The 15,729-nt window shown below is 42.2% G+C and carries 15 protein-coding genes; 7 read left to right on the top strand and 8 right to left on the bottom strand.

What is annotated here, in order from left to right; translation table 11 throughout:
• Positions 1 to 26 precede the first annotated feature (26 nt).
• The 4 genes from DQW11_RS11735 to DQW11_RS11755 all read left to right on the top strand — a co-directional run bounded on the left by DQW11_RS11735 (position 27) and on the right by DQW11_RS11755 (position 4,091).
• A complete protein-coding gene (locus DQW11_RS11735) occupies positions 27 to 515 on the top strand; it encodes a DUF2062 domain-containing protein (protein ID WP_113924275.1) in 489 nt (162 codons plus the stop codon).
• A gap of 7 nt (positions 516 to 522) precedes the next feature.
• Positions 523 to 2,016: a BCCT family transporter gene (locus tag DQW11_RS11740; RefSeq protein ID WP_232826733.1), complete on the top strand. Its 1,494-nt coding sequence runs from the start codon at positions 523 to 525 to the stop codon at positions 2,014 to 2,016.
• 155 nt (positions 2,017 to 2,171) lie between these two features.
• A complete protein-coding gene (locus DQW11_RS11745; protein WP_113924276.1) occupies positions 2,172 to 2,378 on the top strand; it encodes a YgaP family membrane protein in 207 nt (68 codons plus the stop codon).
• Positions 2,379 to 2,681: 303 nt separating this feature from the next.
• Positions 2,682 to 4,091 (top strand): Gfo/Idh/MocA family protein, encoded by a 1,410-nt coding sequence (locus tag DQW11_RS11755; protein ID WP_113924278.1) that lies wholly within the window; start codon positions 2,682 to 2,684, stop codon positions 4,089 to 4,091.
• 166 nt (positions 4,092 to 4,257) lie between these two features.
• Here the strand turns inward: DQW11_RS11755 and DQW11_RS11760 are convergent, their stop codons facing one another.
• Genes DQW11_RS11760 through DQW11_RS11780 form a run of 5 tightly spaced genes read right to left on the bottom strand, consistent with a single transcriptional unit; the run spans position 4,258 to position 7,754 of the window.
• Positions 4,258 to 4,716 (bottom strand): DUF4268 domain-containing protein, encoded by a 459-nt coding sequence (locus DQW11_RS11760; RefSeq protein ID WP_113924279.1) that lies wholly within the window; start codon positions 4,714 to 4,716, stop codon positions 4,258 to 4,260.
• A 6-nt stretch (positions 4,717 to 4,722) separates the two neighbouring features.
• Entirely contained in the window at positions 4,723 to 5,586 is an 864-nt protein-coding gene (locus DQW11_RS11765; protein WP_113924280.1) for a ChaN family lipoprotein, read from the bottom strand.
• A complete protein-coding gene (folB, locus tag DQW11_RS11770) occupies positions 5,579 to 5,944 on the bottom strand; it encodes a dihydroneopterin aldolase (protein ID WP_113924281.1) in 366 nt (121 codons plus the stop codon). Before folB ends, DQW11_RS11765 begins: the two co-directional genes overlap by 8 nt.
• Positions 5,944 to 6,840 (bottom strand): DivIVA domain-containing protein, encoded by an 897-nt coding sequence (locus DQW11_RS11775; protein WP_113924282.1) that lies wholly within the window; start codon positions 6,838 to 6,840, stop codon positions 5,944 to 5,946. Before DQW11_RS11775 ends, folB begins: the two co-directional genes overlap by 1 nt.
• Positions 6,841 to 6,845: 5 nt before the next feature.
• The gene (locus DQW11_RS11780; RefSeq protein WP_113924283.1) at positions 6,846 to 7,754 is read right to left on the bottom strand and encodes a WD40 repeat domain-containing protein; all 909 of its coding nucleotides are present in this window, start codon (positions 7,752 to 7,754) and stop codon (positions 6,846 to 6,848) included.
• 38 nt (positions 7,755 to 7,792) lie between these two features.
• On the opposite strand from DQW11_RS11780, the gene DQW11_RS11785 reads away from it, so the two are divergent.
• Both DQW11_RS11785 and DQW11_RS11790 read left to right on the top strand, forming a co-directional pair.
• Positions 7,793 to 8,422: a 4'-phosphopantetheinyl transferase family protein gene (locus DQW11_RS11785; protein WP_113924284.1), complete on the top strand. Its 630-nt coding sequence runs from the start codon at positions 7,793 to 7,795 to the stop codon at positions 8,420 to 8,422.
• A 46-nt stretch (positions 8,423 to 8,468) separates the two neighbouring features.
• Positions 8,469 to 9,047, top strand: coding sequence for a redoxin domain-containing protein (locus tag DQW11_RS11790; protein ID WP_113924285.1), 579 nt, complete (start codon positions 8,469 to 8,471; stop codon positions 9,045 to 9,047).
• Here DQW11_RS11790 and DQW11_RS11795 read toward each other — a convergent pair.
• From DQW11_RS11795 to DQW11_RS11805, 3 genes are all read right to left on the bottom strand, one after another.
• Positions 9,044 to 9,886, bottom strand: coding sequence for a transglutaminase-like domain-containing protein (locus tag DQW11_RS11795; protein ID WP_113924286.1), 843 nt, complete (start codon positions 9,884 to 9,886; stop codon positions 9,044 to 9,046). The genes DQW11_RS11790 and DQW11_RS11795 overlap by 4 nt on opposite strands.
• Positions 9,887 to 10,022: 136 nt before the next feature.
• A complete protein-coding gene (locus tag DQW11_RS11800; RefSeq protein WP_113924287.1) occupies positions 10,023 to 11,651 on the bottom strand; it encodes an acyl-CoA carboxylase subunit beta in 1,629 nt (542 codons plus the stop codon).
• Positions 11,652 to 11,994: 343 nt separating this feature from the next.
• Positions 11,995 to 12,795, bottom strand: coding sequence for an N-acetylmuramoyl-L-alanine amidase family protein (locus DQW11_RS11805; protein WP_113924288.1), 801 nt, complete (start codon positions 12,793 to 12,795; stop codon positions 11,995 to 11,997).
• 67 nt (positions 12,796 to 12,862) lie between these two features.
• On the opposite strand from DQW11_RS11805, the gene DQW11_RS11810 reads away from it, so the two are divergent.
• On the top strand, positions 12,863 to 15,619 hold the full coding sequence (locus DQW11_RS11810; protein WP_394337144.1) for a putative LPS assembly protein LptD: 2,757 nt from the start codon (positions 12,863 to 12,865) through the stop codon (positions 15,617 to 15,619).
• The last annotated feature ends 110 nt before the right edge of the window (positions 15,620 to 15,729 follow it).

A 15,729-nucleotide genomic window follows, 5' to 3' on the forward strand; every position in this document is an offset into this window, starting at 1 on the left:
ACAAGAACTAGCAAAATCAAATAGGCATGCGGTTAAGAAATCTTGGTCAAAAACTCAAAGGGCTACTTAAACAGGGGCTTACACCCAAGGAACTCGCTTTGAGTATTTCCATCGCAGTCCTGATCGGGGTTTTTCCTATTTACGGAACCACTACTTTTATTTTGGCTTTTTTGGCTTTGAGATTGAGGTTGAATTTGCCCATCATGATTGCCGTCAGTTATGTTTTGACGCCGGCCCAAATCTTACTTATTATTCCTTTTGCTAGGGTTGGAGAATTTTTGTTTGGGTTTGAGACTTTGGGAATGGACATGGAAAGCTTGCAAAATGCATATGCCGATGGAATTTTGGAGGTTTTTTCACAGTATTCGGGTAGGTTGGTTTTGGCAGTTGGCGGTTGGATGATAGTAACCATACCCATAGCAGTTTTATTATACGTGATATTGTTTCAGATTTTTAGGGCAATAAAGTCGAGCAGGAAAACAGCCGTAAACAATATGAGTTCTGAGATTAAATGATACAGGTTTGAATATTTTCACTCAGCCGACAGATACCCAAAAGCACACCCTTTATGGGTCAGGGATTTTTGTGTTTTTATTTCTGATTTTGGCCTTTTGGTTTCCTGATTTTTTCCGGGAAAAGCTTGGTACCTGGACTTTTCAAATCCTGGAGGTGTTTGGGATGTTCAATTTGATAGTGGGTTTGGGTTCGGTTTTGATATTGTTGGCCATTGCTTTTTCTCCTTTAGGAAAGAGAAAATTGGGAAAGGAAAAACCTGAATATTCCTGGTTTTCTTGGATTGCGATGCTTTACAGCACAGGAATGGGTGCAGGATTGCTTTTGAGGGCAGTGCAGGAGCCGGTTTTCTATTATACCCATCCTCCTCGGGAATCGGTGCTTTCACAGGGGGAGTTTGCGCTGCAATACACTTTTTTCCATTGGGGGCTTACACCTTGGGCATTTTATGGATTGTTCGGATTGGTGATAGCCTATAACCTGTATGAAAAAAATGGAACCATCCTCAGTTCCTCAGTTTTAGAAAAGCGCCTTCAAAAAACCATTTGGGCCACAATGATGGATATCTTGACCATCATCTGTACGCTTTTGGGCGTAGTGGCTGCGGTAGGATTGGGTAGCAGGCAATTGCTGGATGCGGCAGCGTATTGGATGGGCTTGGAAGAAATACCTTCCAACCTTACCATTTGGCTGGTCCTTTTGGTTTGCGCGGTTTCTTCCTATTCTGCTATTTTGGGCCTAAACCGCGGAATCAAAATCATATCCAATGTCAATATTGGTCTCGCTTCCCTTTTATTGTTCTTCACATGGATAGTCGGAAGCGAATGGATGGTGGTCGGGATGTTTTTCAAGTCACTCGGAATCTATTTGTTGGAATTCGTCCCCATGAGTCTCAATATAGGAGATCAAAAAGTTTCGCATTCCTTTCTGACAGATTGGACATTTTTCTATTGGGCATTTTGGTTGGCTTGGGCACCGTTTACAGGCGTGTTTATGGCAAGGATTTCCAAAGGAAGGACAATTCGTCAATTCATTACCGGAACATTGATTGTGCCGGCTTTGGGTACTTTCATTTGGTTTACAGTTTTTGGTTCCAATGCTTTTGGATTGATCGAAAGCGGCAATACCACTGCCGAAAGCTTCGGTTCCATTTACAGTGCCCTGTTCAATTTCTTTTCTCTTTTCCCCTATTCCTCATTCAGTAATACCGTTTCTACGATTTTGATTTTCACATTTCTGATTACATCTGTGGACTCAGCCATTTTTGTGTTGAGCATGTTTACAGACGACGGAAAGGCCGAGCCAATGAGAAGGTACAGGATGTTTTGGGGTGTCAGCATTGCCATGTTCACTATTGTGGTGATTTTGATGGGCAAAGAAAGTCTGCTTCAATCTGTCAGTCAGTTGCTTATCATTTTTGCGCTACCGTTCAGTTTTCTTTTTGTCGGAATGGTTTTTTATTTTCTGAATTCTGTGATTTTAGAAAAGAATAAGAAAGGTTAGTTTTTTGTGTGACAAAAGTCATAAGAATGTAGGTGTTGTTTGATTTAAATTTAATCCAATGAAAACCGCTTTAAAATTGATTGCTGTCTGCGCCATTTGCCTGTCAATAATTTTTGGTTTGGTTTTATTGTTTCACTCCTAAACACACAAAAATCATGAAAAAGAACATGGGAACCACGGATAGAATCATCCGTACTATTATTGCCGTGATGGCGGCTTACTTATATTTTGGCGGAATTGTGACCGGCACTTTGGGCATTGTACTTGTCGTTGTTGCGGCTGTTTTCTTATTGACTAGCCTTGTAAGTTTTTGCCCGCTTTATTCAATTGTAGGACTCAATACCTGCTCCGTTAAGAAATAAAACTCTGTACTTTGTATTCATTGAAAGCAATCCTTTTTTGGGTTGCTTTTTTTAATATGTATGCACACAATTATGCCAGTAGATTGGATATCCATTTAAATTTTTGTCCGCAGACTGAAATATCCGGTACATCGGTCTTCCGACTTCCGTCTTCTGTCCCCATGAAGAAGAATATAGGGTTACTGGCAAAGAAGCGTATATCCATGTTTTTTATTTTTCAAATTTTACACGAGGATCTTTTTCAAATAGGAATAAACCTTAAATTCAAATTTTTAAAGATAAATACCAAAAACCCATTTCCGCATGAACAATAACCGCAGAGATTTCCTCAGGCTTGCAGGCCTCGGATTAGTAGGTTCGGCTTTGCCAAATTTTGCGCAAGCCGAAACCCCCGAGCAAGTGCTTTTTCAAAGCCTACGAACCCATTCCCAGCATTTCAATATGTCGGGATACGCAGCCCCAAAACTTCCAACCGTCCGGATAGGGATTGTTGGTTTAGGTCAAAGAGGACCTGGCGCTGTAGACCGTCTGAGCAAAATCGAAGGTGTTGAAATAAAAGCCCTTTGTGACCTGATGCCTGATAGGGTGGACAAAATGAAAAAAGAGTTGGAAGGTACCAAGCATAAGCCTGAAGGATATTCAGGATCGGCATATGCCTGGAAGAAAATGGTGGACAGGCAGGATTTGGACCTGATTTATATTGCTACCCCATGGGAATGGCATACTCCGATGGCCGTCTATGCCATGGAAGCAGGCAAGCATGCCGCCGTGGAAGTTCCTGCAGCGAGGACTTTGGAGGAATGCTGGCAGTTGGTAGAAACTTCCGAGCGCACCAAAAAACATTGCATGCAATTGGAAAACTGCTGCTATGACTTTTTTGAATTGATGACACTCAGCATGAAAAGAGACGGATTTTTTGGAGAAATTATCCATACCGAAGGAGCATATATCCATGATTTGCTTTGGCTGAATTTTATGAAAACAAGCGATGGCGGCTATCAGGATATGTGGAGGCTTAAGGAAAACTACCGAAACGGAAATTTATATACCACGCACGGTCTTGGTCCGGTCTGCCAAATCATGGACATCAACAGGGGAGACCAAATGAATTACCTGACTTCATTGTCCAGTGCTGATTTTCAAATGGGAGCCAAAGCCAATGAATTGGCTGAAACAGATGATTTCTTTGCGCCTTTTGCAGAAAAGAAGTTTAGAGGAAATATGAATACCACCATTATCAAAACCCAAAAAGGACGCTCCATCATGATCCAACATGACGTGACTTCCCCAAGACCTTATTCACGTCTGCATACAGTCAGCGGGACAAAAGCTTATGCACAAAAATATCCCGATCCAAAGGTCGCACAGGGACACAGTTGGATGAAGGCAGAAGAAATGAAAGCTTTGGAGGAAAAATACACTCCGGAAATCGTCCGGAAAGTAGGGGAACTAGCCAAGCAGATCGGAGGCCATGGAGGCATGGACTTTATGATGGATTGGAGATTGATTGACTGCCTGAGAAATGGGCTTCCGTTGGATCAGGATGTATACGATGCAGCGCTTTGGTCAGCTGTTTCGCCTTTGAGCGAATGGTCGGTAGCCCACCGTTCCAACTCCATCGATGTTCCGGATTTTACTGGAGGAAGCTGGAAATCAAACAAGCCTGTTGATATCACCCTCAAAGGCGGCGGAACAACCAAGGTAATTGTGTAATTTTCTTAAGACCTTTGAGGTTTTTTTGAACCTCGAAGGTCTTTGCATTTAATTTACCACATAGACAGATAGAGCGAATAGTTTTCCTTTTCAATTACTTTTGATTGAGAAAAGAGAAAAATGATTTCACTATGTGATCTATATGAACTATGCGGTAAAAAAAGTTTTACAAATCCTCAAAAGCAGGTTTGATGTTCGCCCAAAAAGCATCCAACGCGATGATTCTTGGCTTCAAAAAACTGATGATCGCCGGCCAATCATTTTGGTCAAATACATTCAACCCATTTTTGACTTTTTGGATGCGGGAAACCACTTTTCCCAAATCATCAAATTGGTGCAGTTGCCAATCCCACGGTTCTTCAAGTTCAGCTTCCAACAGTTTGCGAAATTCCACAAACTGCTCAAAGTAAAGCTGCTGCAGTTCATCGTCTTTGTGGTAGATTTCTATCCCGATGGAAATGAAATCCCGCTCGGTTTTCATGCGGAAATAGACATCTTTCACCCCGGTTTTATAATTCTGCCAATTGATCCGATATCCTTGGGCGGAAGGTACGGGCTTCATGTATTGGCCAAAAGTAGTCCAAAAATCCTGTCTGATTTTTGAGGATTCGGCAGCAGAGTACATCGGGGGTCAGTAGCTTTTGGGACTATCCATTGGCAATACGATGATGAAATCTGCGATGCCTTTTGATTTTTCTTCCAATTCTTTGATACTTTCCTGTTCTACAGTGGAAATGGTCAGGATCTTGGTTTTTGGGTATGCTTTATTTAGGTACCAAATGATTCCTTCATAATTGTTGGAATGGTACGAGCCATTGATGTGGAGAATGGAATTGCCTTTTTCGAGATAGTCAAATAATGAGTAAGCCATTGTAGCATCTTTCAGGGCCTGTGCCTCTACCATATAGTCTGCATTCATGCCTGAACCGTGCATCATGTCTTTCATGCCCACGTACCCAGGAAGGGTTTTGTCCACTTCTATCGGCAAAGGTGCAATGGATTTTTTGGCTTCCTCGGAAAGGCTGTCCAAAACCGAAAGCCCTTTTCTGCTGACCATGGAAGCATATTTTCGGGGAACATTGGTACCCACAAAAGGAATGTTGTTTTTCTTGGCAAAGAGCATCATCGGCTTGTAATCCACCTGATAGTTGTTCCAAAGCTTGGCTTCTGCTTCGAAATTTTTATCCGTCATTTTGCCTGCAAACCATTCCTCGATGTTCAATTGGTCATCCCTTTCAAAGAATTCAGCGGCAAGGATTACTTTATTGCCATTTTCCTGAAGGTTCTTCAAAAGCTGCAATTGTAGCCAATGTGCGATGCTGTTGTTATGGAGTTCTCCAAAAAAGATGACCTCAGACTTCTTGGAGTCTTTTACAATATTTTCAAAAGTGACTTCCTTTCCCTTGCCATCAAAGATTTTATAAGGCTCTGTTTGGGCAAAAGACGCTTGGAATGCAAATAGGAATAGGAGGGCTATGATTCGTGTTTTAAACATAATCTTCTGGATAGGTCACTGTCACCACGGAGAAATTAACAACGCCTCCGAGGGCAGGATTGTGTTTTTTGATGGTTACGATTACTGATTTGAGGTCAGGATATTCTTTGAGAATATCCAGGATCATAAGGTGGGAAAGGTGCTCTAATAATTTGACAGGCTCAAGCATATGTGCTTTGGCTATTTTGTAAAGCTTGGCATAATCTACCGTGGAACGTAAGTCATCATCCAACATTGCTTTGCGGAAATCAGTCTGCACGTGGATGTCCACTGTAAACCTGTTGCCCAATTTGGTCTCTTCGGAAAAGACACCATGGTAAGCATGAAATTCGATACCTTCAAGCGATACTTTTCCCATCAATCAAACTGGTCAAAAAATGAGCTTCCTTTATCAGGTTTTGATTTTGGTTCGGAAGATTTTTCATCCTCTTTCTCTTCTTCCGCATCTTCAGCTTTTGAATTTTCCACTTCGGGTGCGGCTTCTGGTTTTGGTTCTTCTACAGCTGTTTCAACTCCTTTTGCTTCTGATTGGATGGTTTCAACGGATTCTTCCTTTATGGTCTCTTCGACTGTTTCCTGTGATTGAAGAGGGGAAATTTCTTTTGGTTCCTCGGGCAATACCTGCTTGGTCATTGGCGATTCATCCACATGGACCGAGGAGATATTGGCAAAGGTAAATGCTTTTGCCCTGCTGAGTTCATCAACTATCTTGGCATGAACCTGCACGTTTACTTTCTTGAAAGACTCATTGGATGTGGTGATCTTGTCATCCAGATCCTCGGACAACCGCTTCATGTTTTTGAGGATGAGTTCCCTTTCTTTGATCAGTTTCTCATAGCTTTCAACAAGGCTTTTGACATTTTCCTTGAGCTCTTCCATGATCTGTTTTGCCTTTGCTTCAGCTGTTTCGATCAGATTTTGGGAATTTCTTTTCGCCTCAATGACCATCGAATCTGCATTATGGTGCGCATCAGCCATGATTTCGGAGGCGGCAATACTTGCTTCTTCGATGATGCTGGCGCCGGTATCTTCTGCAGTTTTCAAAGTCCTGAAAAGTGACTCTTCCACGTCTTTGAGTTTTTTTGCTTCCCGTTGACTGGTTTCCAGGGCCCTTTCAAGGTCTTTTTTCTCTCCCTGCAATTTATCCCATTCATCTGCCAATACGCCCAAAAAAGCGGTTACTTCATCCTTGTCGTATCCCCGGAAGTTTTTTTCGAAGGACTTTTGGCTAATTTCTTTAGAGGTTATGTTCATGTTTTTCAAAATTCTAGGTTCCAGATGGAGATTTTTCTATCGTCGCTGATGGAGATGATGTTTTGGTTGTAACGGCTCCAGGCAACTTTGTTGATGGAAGTGCCATGACCTGCATACCTTGCTTTGTCGATGACTTTGAGGAGTTTGTAGGATTCAGCATCCCATACTTTGATGGATTTGTCCATACTACAAGTTACAAAATATCTGCCATCTTCACGGAAGGCCAAATAATTTATAGCATAAAGGTGGGCAATAATGGTCTGTTTCAATTCATAATCCACTGTATCCCAAATCTTAAGACTTGCGTCCCTGCCACCGCTGATCAAGATTGAATTATTCGGATCAAAGGCCAGGGCAAAGACTGAATTGGTATGGGAACTGAGGTTGTGGATGGGTTCAAGAGAATTAAGGTCAAAAATCTTGATGCTGTGGTCACTCAGGCCCGCCGCAATCTTGGTTCCGGCAGGATTGATAGCCAAGACCCGAACGCTTTTTTCGGAGATTTTCAAATGTTTTTTGACAGCCCTTGTTTGGGTGTCTATGATGATGACCATGCCATCTCCTGTTCCCACAAAAATATTATTGCCCGCCACTTTGATGTCAAAAATCGATTGGTTTGTAATATTCAAAGACCAAAGTTCTTTTTGATCCAGGAGGTCAATTACATGGATTCCTTCAAAATTATGGCCAATAATGAGTTGATTTCTGTTCCGGTCGACCTCCAGCGCATAGACAGAATGGTTGACTTTGGCTATGAGCTTTCCGTCCTTTGGATCCTCCAAATCCCATAAAACAACCATTCCATCCCCCGAACCCGTAAAAAAATACCTTGGGTCAGGAGCTTCTGCCAAGGCATAAATACAATCGTTGTGGCCGGTCAATGTATGCAATTTATTTACTTGGATTTTTACCATATTTTGCTGTGATTAGCACTTCTTCCCATAATGGGTCTATGCAAACAAAAATAGAAAAAATAAGTCCTTTATCTGCTTTGGCGATAAAGAATATTGAGGAGGTCTCCCAAAACGGAACTGATTTTTTAAGCTTTAGGGAAAAACTTTCATTCGCCAATATTTCTCATCCTGAAAAAAGAATGGAGTGGAAGGGTGCGAGAATTGCCATCAAGGAAGCATTGGACTGTATTGCATTGCCTTATCCCGGATTTTATAAGGATGAAAATGGGAAATCACATTCTATGGACGGTTTTGGGCATGTGTCTATGACCCATACCAAAGGCCTGGCCGCTGCGATCTTTCACAAAGAAATGCCTGTAGGGATTGATTTGGATTATGTGCGCGAAAAGGTCGTTCGCTTGGGACCCAAGTTTCTGAATAATTTTGAGATTGATTTTTTAGGAAATGAACCCCTTATCAATACCATTGCTTGGTCAGCCAAAGAATCCATCTTCAAATGTCAGGGAAGGAGGGGGGTAAGCCTCAAAAATAACATCCGCCTTTCTCCTTTCACCCTTCAGGACAAAGTCATCTCAGGAAGAATTGAAAACACCGAATTTTCAGACCACCATTACCAAGTCAAAATCGAATGGCAAAATGATATTGTCCTGACTTATACGATCTGGTAGTATCTTTGTATGTATCTTTATTGTATCACGCAATTCATACCTGAAAATGAAAAAGATATCTCTATTCTTTCTATCGTTTATTTTGGTTTCTTACTCCTTTTCCCAAAGGGTCGAAAACTTCCAATTGGTAGATGCAGTATCAGGCCAAGAATTCTCTCTGGCTTCACACGGGGAGGCCAAAGCCGTCGTATTGGTTTTTACGAGCCTCAATTGCCCATTTTCCAAATTGTATGAAGAAAGAATTTCCAGCCTGAATAGTCAGTTTGCCGGTGAAGGGTTCGTTTTTGCTATGATCAACCCCCACGTAGGAATCGAGGAAGAAGAAACCTCCGCCGGAATGAAAGCTAGGGTTGCTGAAAAAAAGATGTCAATTCCATTTCTTGAGGATGGGAATCAGGTTGTCACCAAACAGTTTGGAATCACCAAATTGCCCGAGGTAGTGGTCATTACCCCCGGACCGACAGGTTTTGCTGTAGCTTATAGAGGTGCTATCGACAATAATCCTCAAATGGCTGAAAATGCAAACCTTAAATACCTGGAAAGTGCCTTGACAGCTATCCAAAACAGGAGGTCTCCAAGTCCCTCCTCCAGCCGTGCCGTGGGCTGTAATGTCAAATTGCGTTAACTTTCGCTAATCTCCAGGAGTTCTTTGATCTCTCCGGACTTTTCTACTTCTCCCAGTTTTTCAAATGCGACAATCAGATTTCTCAGGACTCTGGTGATGATATCTTTATTGGAGCAAGGTTCAAAGAAAACTTCACGTGATTCGATATGGAGGTGCTCAAGGTAATTGACAATGTCTTTTCTCGAAAAAATCAAGCCTTTATTAAAAGCATTGATGTAAAATGAAGCATCGGAAGATTTGTAAGTTAGGACAAACAAATTGGGCAGATTGACACCATAAATAGGAAGACCGAGTTTTTTGGCAACTAAGAGGTAGATGGAACAAAGACTGATTGGATTGCCTTTTTTGGTTTCAAGGACATTGCTCAACATGCTGTTGCCTGGAGAATGAAAATTCTTGGTATTGGCCGAAAATCGGAGTGAATTGAACAGAACGCCGTTGATGATCCTGACCTGTTCGTATGGAAGAAGGTCATTTTTGAAAGCCGTCCATACCTCAAAATAAATCTGATGCATATCTGCATTCAATTTTTCAAATTCCAGATCGGGGTATTGATAGGTATTGATGATCCATAATCCGGTCAGGAGATCTTGGTCAGGGGAATTTTTCCAATCTATAAGCCTTTCTTTTAATTGCAAAAACTGGAGACGGTGTACCAGGTCTTCAATCTCTTTTTGGATGGCAGGATTGAAACTTTCTTCCCACTTTTTTTCTAAAAACGGGATTACAGGATGCCCTATGGAAATCAGCTTGTCCAATACAAGGCTTTTCACCTCGCGGTCCGTATCGTCGAGCAGGGAAACCAGGGCATGAAGTTCTTTTTCACTGAGTTTTTCCATGGGCAAAATTGATATCCAATTTAATAAAATTTAGGATGAATGGAAACCCTAAGAAGCTTTCAAATCTCAAATCTCAAATCTCAAATCTCAAATCTCAAGTCTCAAATCTCAAGTCTCAAGTCTCATGTCTCAAGACTTATGTCTGTATCACCCCGACATTATACCGCTCGGTAATCGGCGCATGGTTGGCAGCTTCAATTCCCATGCTGATCACTTTTCTGGTTTCCAAAGGATCAATGACTCCATCCACCCAAAGTCTAGCTGAAGCATAATAAGGGCTTAATTCTTCATTGTATTTGTCGGTGATCTCCTGCAACAGTCTGGCCTCATCTTCAGGCTTGATTTCTTTGCCTGACTTTTGCAGGGTCGAAATTTTGATCTGAAGCAGGGTTTTGGCAGCAGAGGCACCACTCATGACAGCCATCTGTGCAGTCGGCCACGAATAGATCAACCTCGGATCATATGCTTTGCCGCACATGGCATAGTTGCCTGCACCATAAGAATTCCCTATAATAAAGGTGAATTTTGGAACAACCGAATTGGCCATGGCATTGACCATCTTGGCGCCGTCCTTGATGATGCCGCCGTGCTCGGCCTTGCTACCCACCATAAATCCACTGACATCCTGAAGAAACACCAAAGGGATTTTGCGTTGGTTGCAGTTCATGATGAACCTCGCAGCCTTGTCAGCAGAATCGGAATAAATCACTCCGCCCATCTGCATTTCGCCTTTTTTGGTTTTGACTATTTTGCGTTGGTTGGCGACGATGCCGACAGCCCATCCATCGATCCGGGCAGTGGCACAGATCAGTGTTTTGCCATAATCTTTTTTATATTCTTCTATTTCAGAATTATCCACGATCCTGGATATGAGGTCGGTCATATCGTAGGGTTTGGCCCGGTCTGCAGGCAAAATTCCGTAAATTTCAGGTTCAGGTTTAGCCGGTTTCTGTGGTTCTATCCTGTCAAACCCGGCTTTTTCAAAGGCTCCTATTTTTGAAAAAATCTTTTTGATGGCATCCAGGCATTCTTGGTCATTGGCGTATTTGTTGTCCGTGACTCCCGAAATCTCACAGTGGGTACTTGCTCCACCCAAGGTTTCATTGTCAACATTTTCTCCGATAGCAGCTTTGACCAAGTAAGATCCCGCTAAGAATATGGAACCTGTTTTGTCCACAATCATCGCCTCATCCGACATGATGGGAAGGTAAGCTCCACCTGCCACACAGCTTCCCATGATAGCCGCTACCTGAATGATGCCCATGGAGGACATCCGGGCATTGTTGCGGAACTGACGTCCGAAGTGTTCTTTGTCAGGGAATATTTCATTTTGTAGGGGTAGAAAAACCCCGGCACTATCGACCAGGTAAATGATGGGAAGCCTGTTTTCCATAGCGATTTCCTGGGCACGGAGGTTCTTTTTGGCAGTCATGGGGAACCATGCGCCTGCTTTCACTGTGGCGTCATTGGCGACGATCACGCACATCCTTCCGCTAACATATCCAATCCCGGTAACAACCCCGGCTGACGGACAACCCCCTTCTTCCTGATACATGTCATCTGCAGCCAAAGCGCCGATTTCCAAAAATTCCGAATTGGTATCCACCAGGTAATCGATTCTCTCTCTGGCGGTTAGCTTTCCTTTTTCGTGTTCTTTGGCGATCCGGGACTTGCCACCGCCAAGCTTGACAGTTTCTATTTTACTTTGAAGATGAAAAAGCAGCTGTTTGACCTGATCTTCGTTTTTTTTGAATTCACTGTCCATAAAGGCACTTGGGTTTAGTTTTCTTGTGATGCTAAAATAACTTAATTAACCCACAAGAATCAAATAGAAGTTTTTATTTCATTAAAGCTAAAATATTAGAAAAGTCATCAGTTAACAGTGAACAGTGGCAGTGTTCACTGAAAAAATTCAGGATTAAAAATCAATATGGATTTAGAAACAAAATCATTTTGCGATTATGAATCTAGGTTTTTTGATATCAAAGGGAGTGAAAAGATTTGCGGTAAAAAGAAATACTTTGAGGAGGTAAAGTCTTAAGATAAAAGTAAATTGAAGAAAAATCGCATATGAGACTTTTCAATAACCAATAACCCAATAACCAATTTTACAAGGCCTCTATCTCTTCCTTGTACGCCTTCACTGACCTATAAATAGCCGAGGATAGGTAGGTCTGTCCGTCTTTGGTATTGAGGTATTTTTCCTCGTTTGAATTGGAAAGAAAGCCCAATTCGATGAGGACGCTTGGCATACTTGTGGTCCAAAGTACGTATAGCGGTGCCTGTTTCACACCCCTCGAATACCTGTTGACACGGGTGCTGAAATCCTCCTCAACTTTGGATGCAAGTGAAAGGCTGTTGGACAAAAAAGCTTTCTGCATGAGGTTGAACATCATGTAGGATTCCGGCGACGATGGATCAAATCCCTCGTATTGCTCTTCAAAATTTTCTTCCAGAAGAATCACAGAGTTTTCCCTTTTGACGATGTCAAAGTTTGCCTCAAAGTTTTTGGTACCCATTACAAAAGTCTCTGTACCGTAGGCAGCCCTACTCGGTGCTGCATTGCAGTGGATGGAGATGAAAAGATCCGCTTTATTTCTATTCGCGATGTTGGACCTTTCTTTTAGCTCGATAAAAGTGTCTGTTTTTCTGGTGTAGATGACTTCCACCTCAGGCATATTTTCTTGGATGTATTGGCCAACCTGAAGGGCTACCTTTAAGGCAATGTCTTTTTCTTTGGACATAGACCCGACAGTTCCGGGGTCTTTTCCTCCATGACCTGCGTCGATGACGATGCGTTTGAGTTTGAATTCAGGTGCTTTTGGGCCTGTAGAAATAAATCCTGAGAGCAAGAAAGAAATCGTCAGGACCGAAATAATAAGAATATTTTTAACTTTGGGGCGTTTCATGCGTGTTAATACTATTAACTTTGCTGAGGCAAATTTTACAAATTTTTAAATAAATTAAAATCACTAAGTGCGGAATAACCGGTTCCTTTGGCTTCTATTTTTGGTTTTGTGGGCATTGCCCCAAATGGGCTATTCACAAAAAAGAAGCCAAAGAAATCTAGAGAAGAGGATCACTGCTCCGGATTCTATCCTTACTACTCCAACGAGGAATCCTTCTGCTTTGGATACTTTGCCGGAAATAAAAAACGATACCATTCCCATTACCGACAGCACAAAGATAGCACCCCAAGGGGATATCCAAACGGAAATCAAGTATTACGCAGAAGATAGTATCATCACAGATTTTCAATCCAAAAAAGTATTCCTCCATAAAGGGGCATGGTTTGAGTATGGTCTCATCAGGTTGGATGCTGACCTGATCATCATTGATTGGGAAAAAAGCGAAATATTTGCTTCGGGAGTAACAGATTCATTGGGGGCCATTGAGGGAAATCCCATTTTTAAAGAAGGAGCGACATCCTATGAAATCCGTAAGGAAATGCGGTATAATTTCAAAAGCCAAAAAGCCATTATCAAAGATGTCGTTACCGAACAGCAGGATGGATTGCTCCGAGGTGAGACCATCAAAAAAGACAAAGACGGCAGCATTTACCTTGACCACGGGTTCTACACTACCTGTAATCTCGCCGAACCCCATTGGCATATCAACTCCAGCAAGATTAAATCCATCCGGGGCAAACAGGTCGTAACCGGGCCTTTCAACCTCTATTTCAATGATATTCCTACTCCTCTTGGCCTCCCCTTTGGGATAATCCCTGACACACCGGAAGAAAAAGCCTCAGGAATTGTGTTTCCCTCCTATGGACAGGAGCAGGTCAGGGGATTTTTTCTGAGAAACTTCGGCTACTATTTTGCCTTTAATGATTATGTACACACAAGGGTTACAGGCGATATTTTCTCCAATGGCGGTTGGGGTGCCAAAGCATCTACGATGTATAAAAAGAGATACCGGTACAGCGGCGCATTCAATATAGATTACCAAAAATTCAAAAGCCCCGAAACAGAACTGAACCCGGTCGATTACAATACGATCTGGGTCAATTGGAACCACTCCCCCGAATCAAGGGGCAATTCAAGGTTTTCAGCTTCGGTGAATGCCGGTACCTCCAACTATAACAACGTGGTGGTCAACCCCAACAACTTTGTTCAGAACGTAAAGTCTGAATTCTCCTCCAACATCGCTTACAGCAAGACTTTCTCAGGAACGCCTTTCAGTATGTCTGCCAACCTGAGGCATTCCCAAAACATCCAATCAGGGGAAGTCAACCTGATCCTGCCGGACATTGCGGTCAACATGAACCGGCAAAACCCCTTTCAAAATGCCAAGTTTGAACCGATCAAGACATTAAACATTGCATGGAATTTCAACCTTCAGAATACAATAACCAATAGGGTAACCCCTCCTATAGGCGTATCAAGCGAGGTAGTGAATCAGGGACAGGGGATCAGTCCTGACCAGAACATCATTCCATTCAATCTGGAAAACCTACCTTTATTGCTCAAAAATGCCAGCAATGGTGCCAAAAACACCATTCCGATTTCCTCCAATTTCCGCCTTTTTAAATACTTTACAGGAACAGCCTCGGCAAACCTAACGGAGCTTTGGTACTTGGAGAAAACAAATTTCTTCTACAATCCCATTGAGCAAAGGGTGGATAAAATATTGGAGTCAGGCTTCAACAGGGTGACTTATTACAACACCTCCTTTGCCATGAATACCAACGTCTATGGTTTCTATAATTTTAAGGGAAGCAAAAAAATAGAAACCATCAGGCACCATATGCAGCCTTCTTTTGGATTTACATTCAATCCGGATTTTTCTGATCCTTCCTTTGGGTATTACCAAATTGTGCAAACTGACTCCATGGGAAGGTCACAATTCTTCTCAAGACATCAGGGTTTTGTTTTTGGGGGTGCGCCTTTGGGTGCATCCAAATCTTTAAACCTCAATATCCGAAATACCCTTGAAGCAAAATTGAAGAAATTGTCCGATTCAGGGGAAGCAGAAACCAAGAAAATCCCATTGCTCCAAACTTTGAATATCGGTACCAGTTACAATTTTGAGGCAGATTCCTTCCAATTGGCTCCGATTAGAATGGACACGCGGACATCTTTTTTTGACAATAAATTGTCGCTCAACATCGCAGCTACCTTGGATCCTTATGCGGAATTGGTCAAGACAGATTCTGAAACCGGAGCGGTGACAGGACGTCGTGTAAATCAGTTTGCTTGGAGAAGCGGTCAGGGAATCGGTAAATTCAGGAACGTCACCATGAATATCAACGGTAACCTCAATCCTGCCAAACAGGGAGGCCAAGCCGGCGAAATGAGGGACCAAATGACCGACGACTTCCTGCAACAAGGCGGTCAGTTGAATGAATTTGTTGAAAATGAAATCAACCAAATCATCAACGATCCTTCTCAGTATATTGAATGGAATATTCCTTGGTCATTAGGTTTTGGTTTTAATATAGCCTACTCTCAAGAGCCTGGCAGAGAGTCCAACATCACTTCAGCGATCAATATCAACGGTGACCTGAGTATTTCGGAAAAGTGGAAAATCACTTATAGTGGTGGCTATGATTTTATGACAGCTCAGCTTACCCAATCCATGATAGGTTTGGCGAGAGACCTTCACTGCTGGCAGATGAATGTCAGCTGGATTCCTTTTGGCCGATTCACTTCCTACAACCTCGATATCCGTGTCAAATCGTCCATTCTTCAGGATTTGAAAGTTTCTAGAAGAAGGTCATTCTTTGATTAATTAGTTTTGGCCTGGCAAATACCAAGTCAATTTTTAATTCATTTTTCATTTTCAATTTAAATGCCTTCCCTCTGATTTTTTTAAATTACTTCCTATGAATTAATGAGAAT

Origin of the sequence: Cognataquiflexum aquatile, assembly GCF_003316845.1 — a bacterium.
GTDB lineage: Bacteria > Bacteroidota > Bacteroidia > Cytophagales > Cyclobacteriaceae > Cognataquiflexum > Cognataquiflexum aquatile.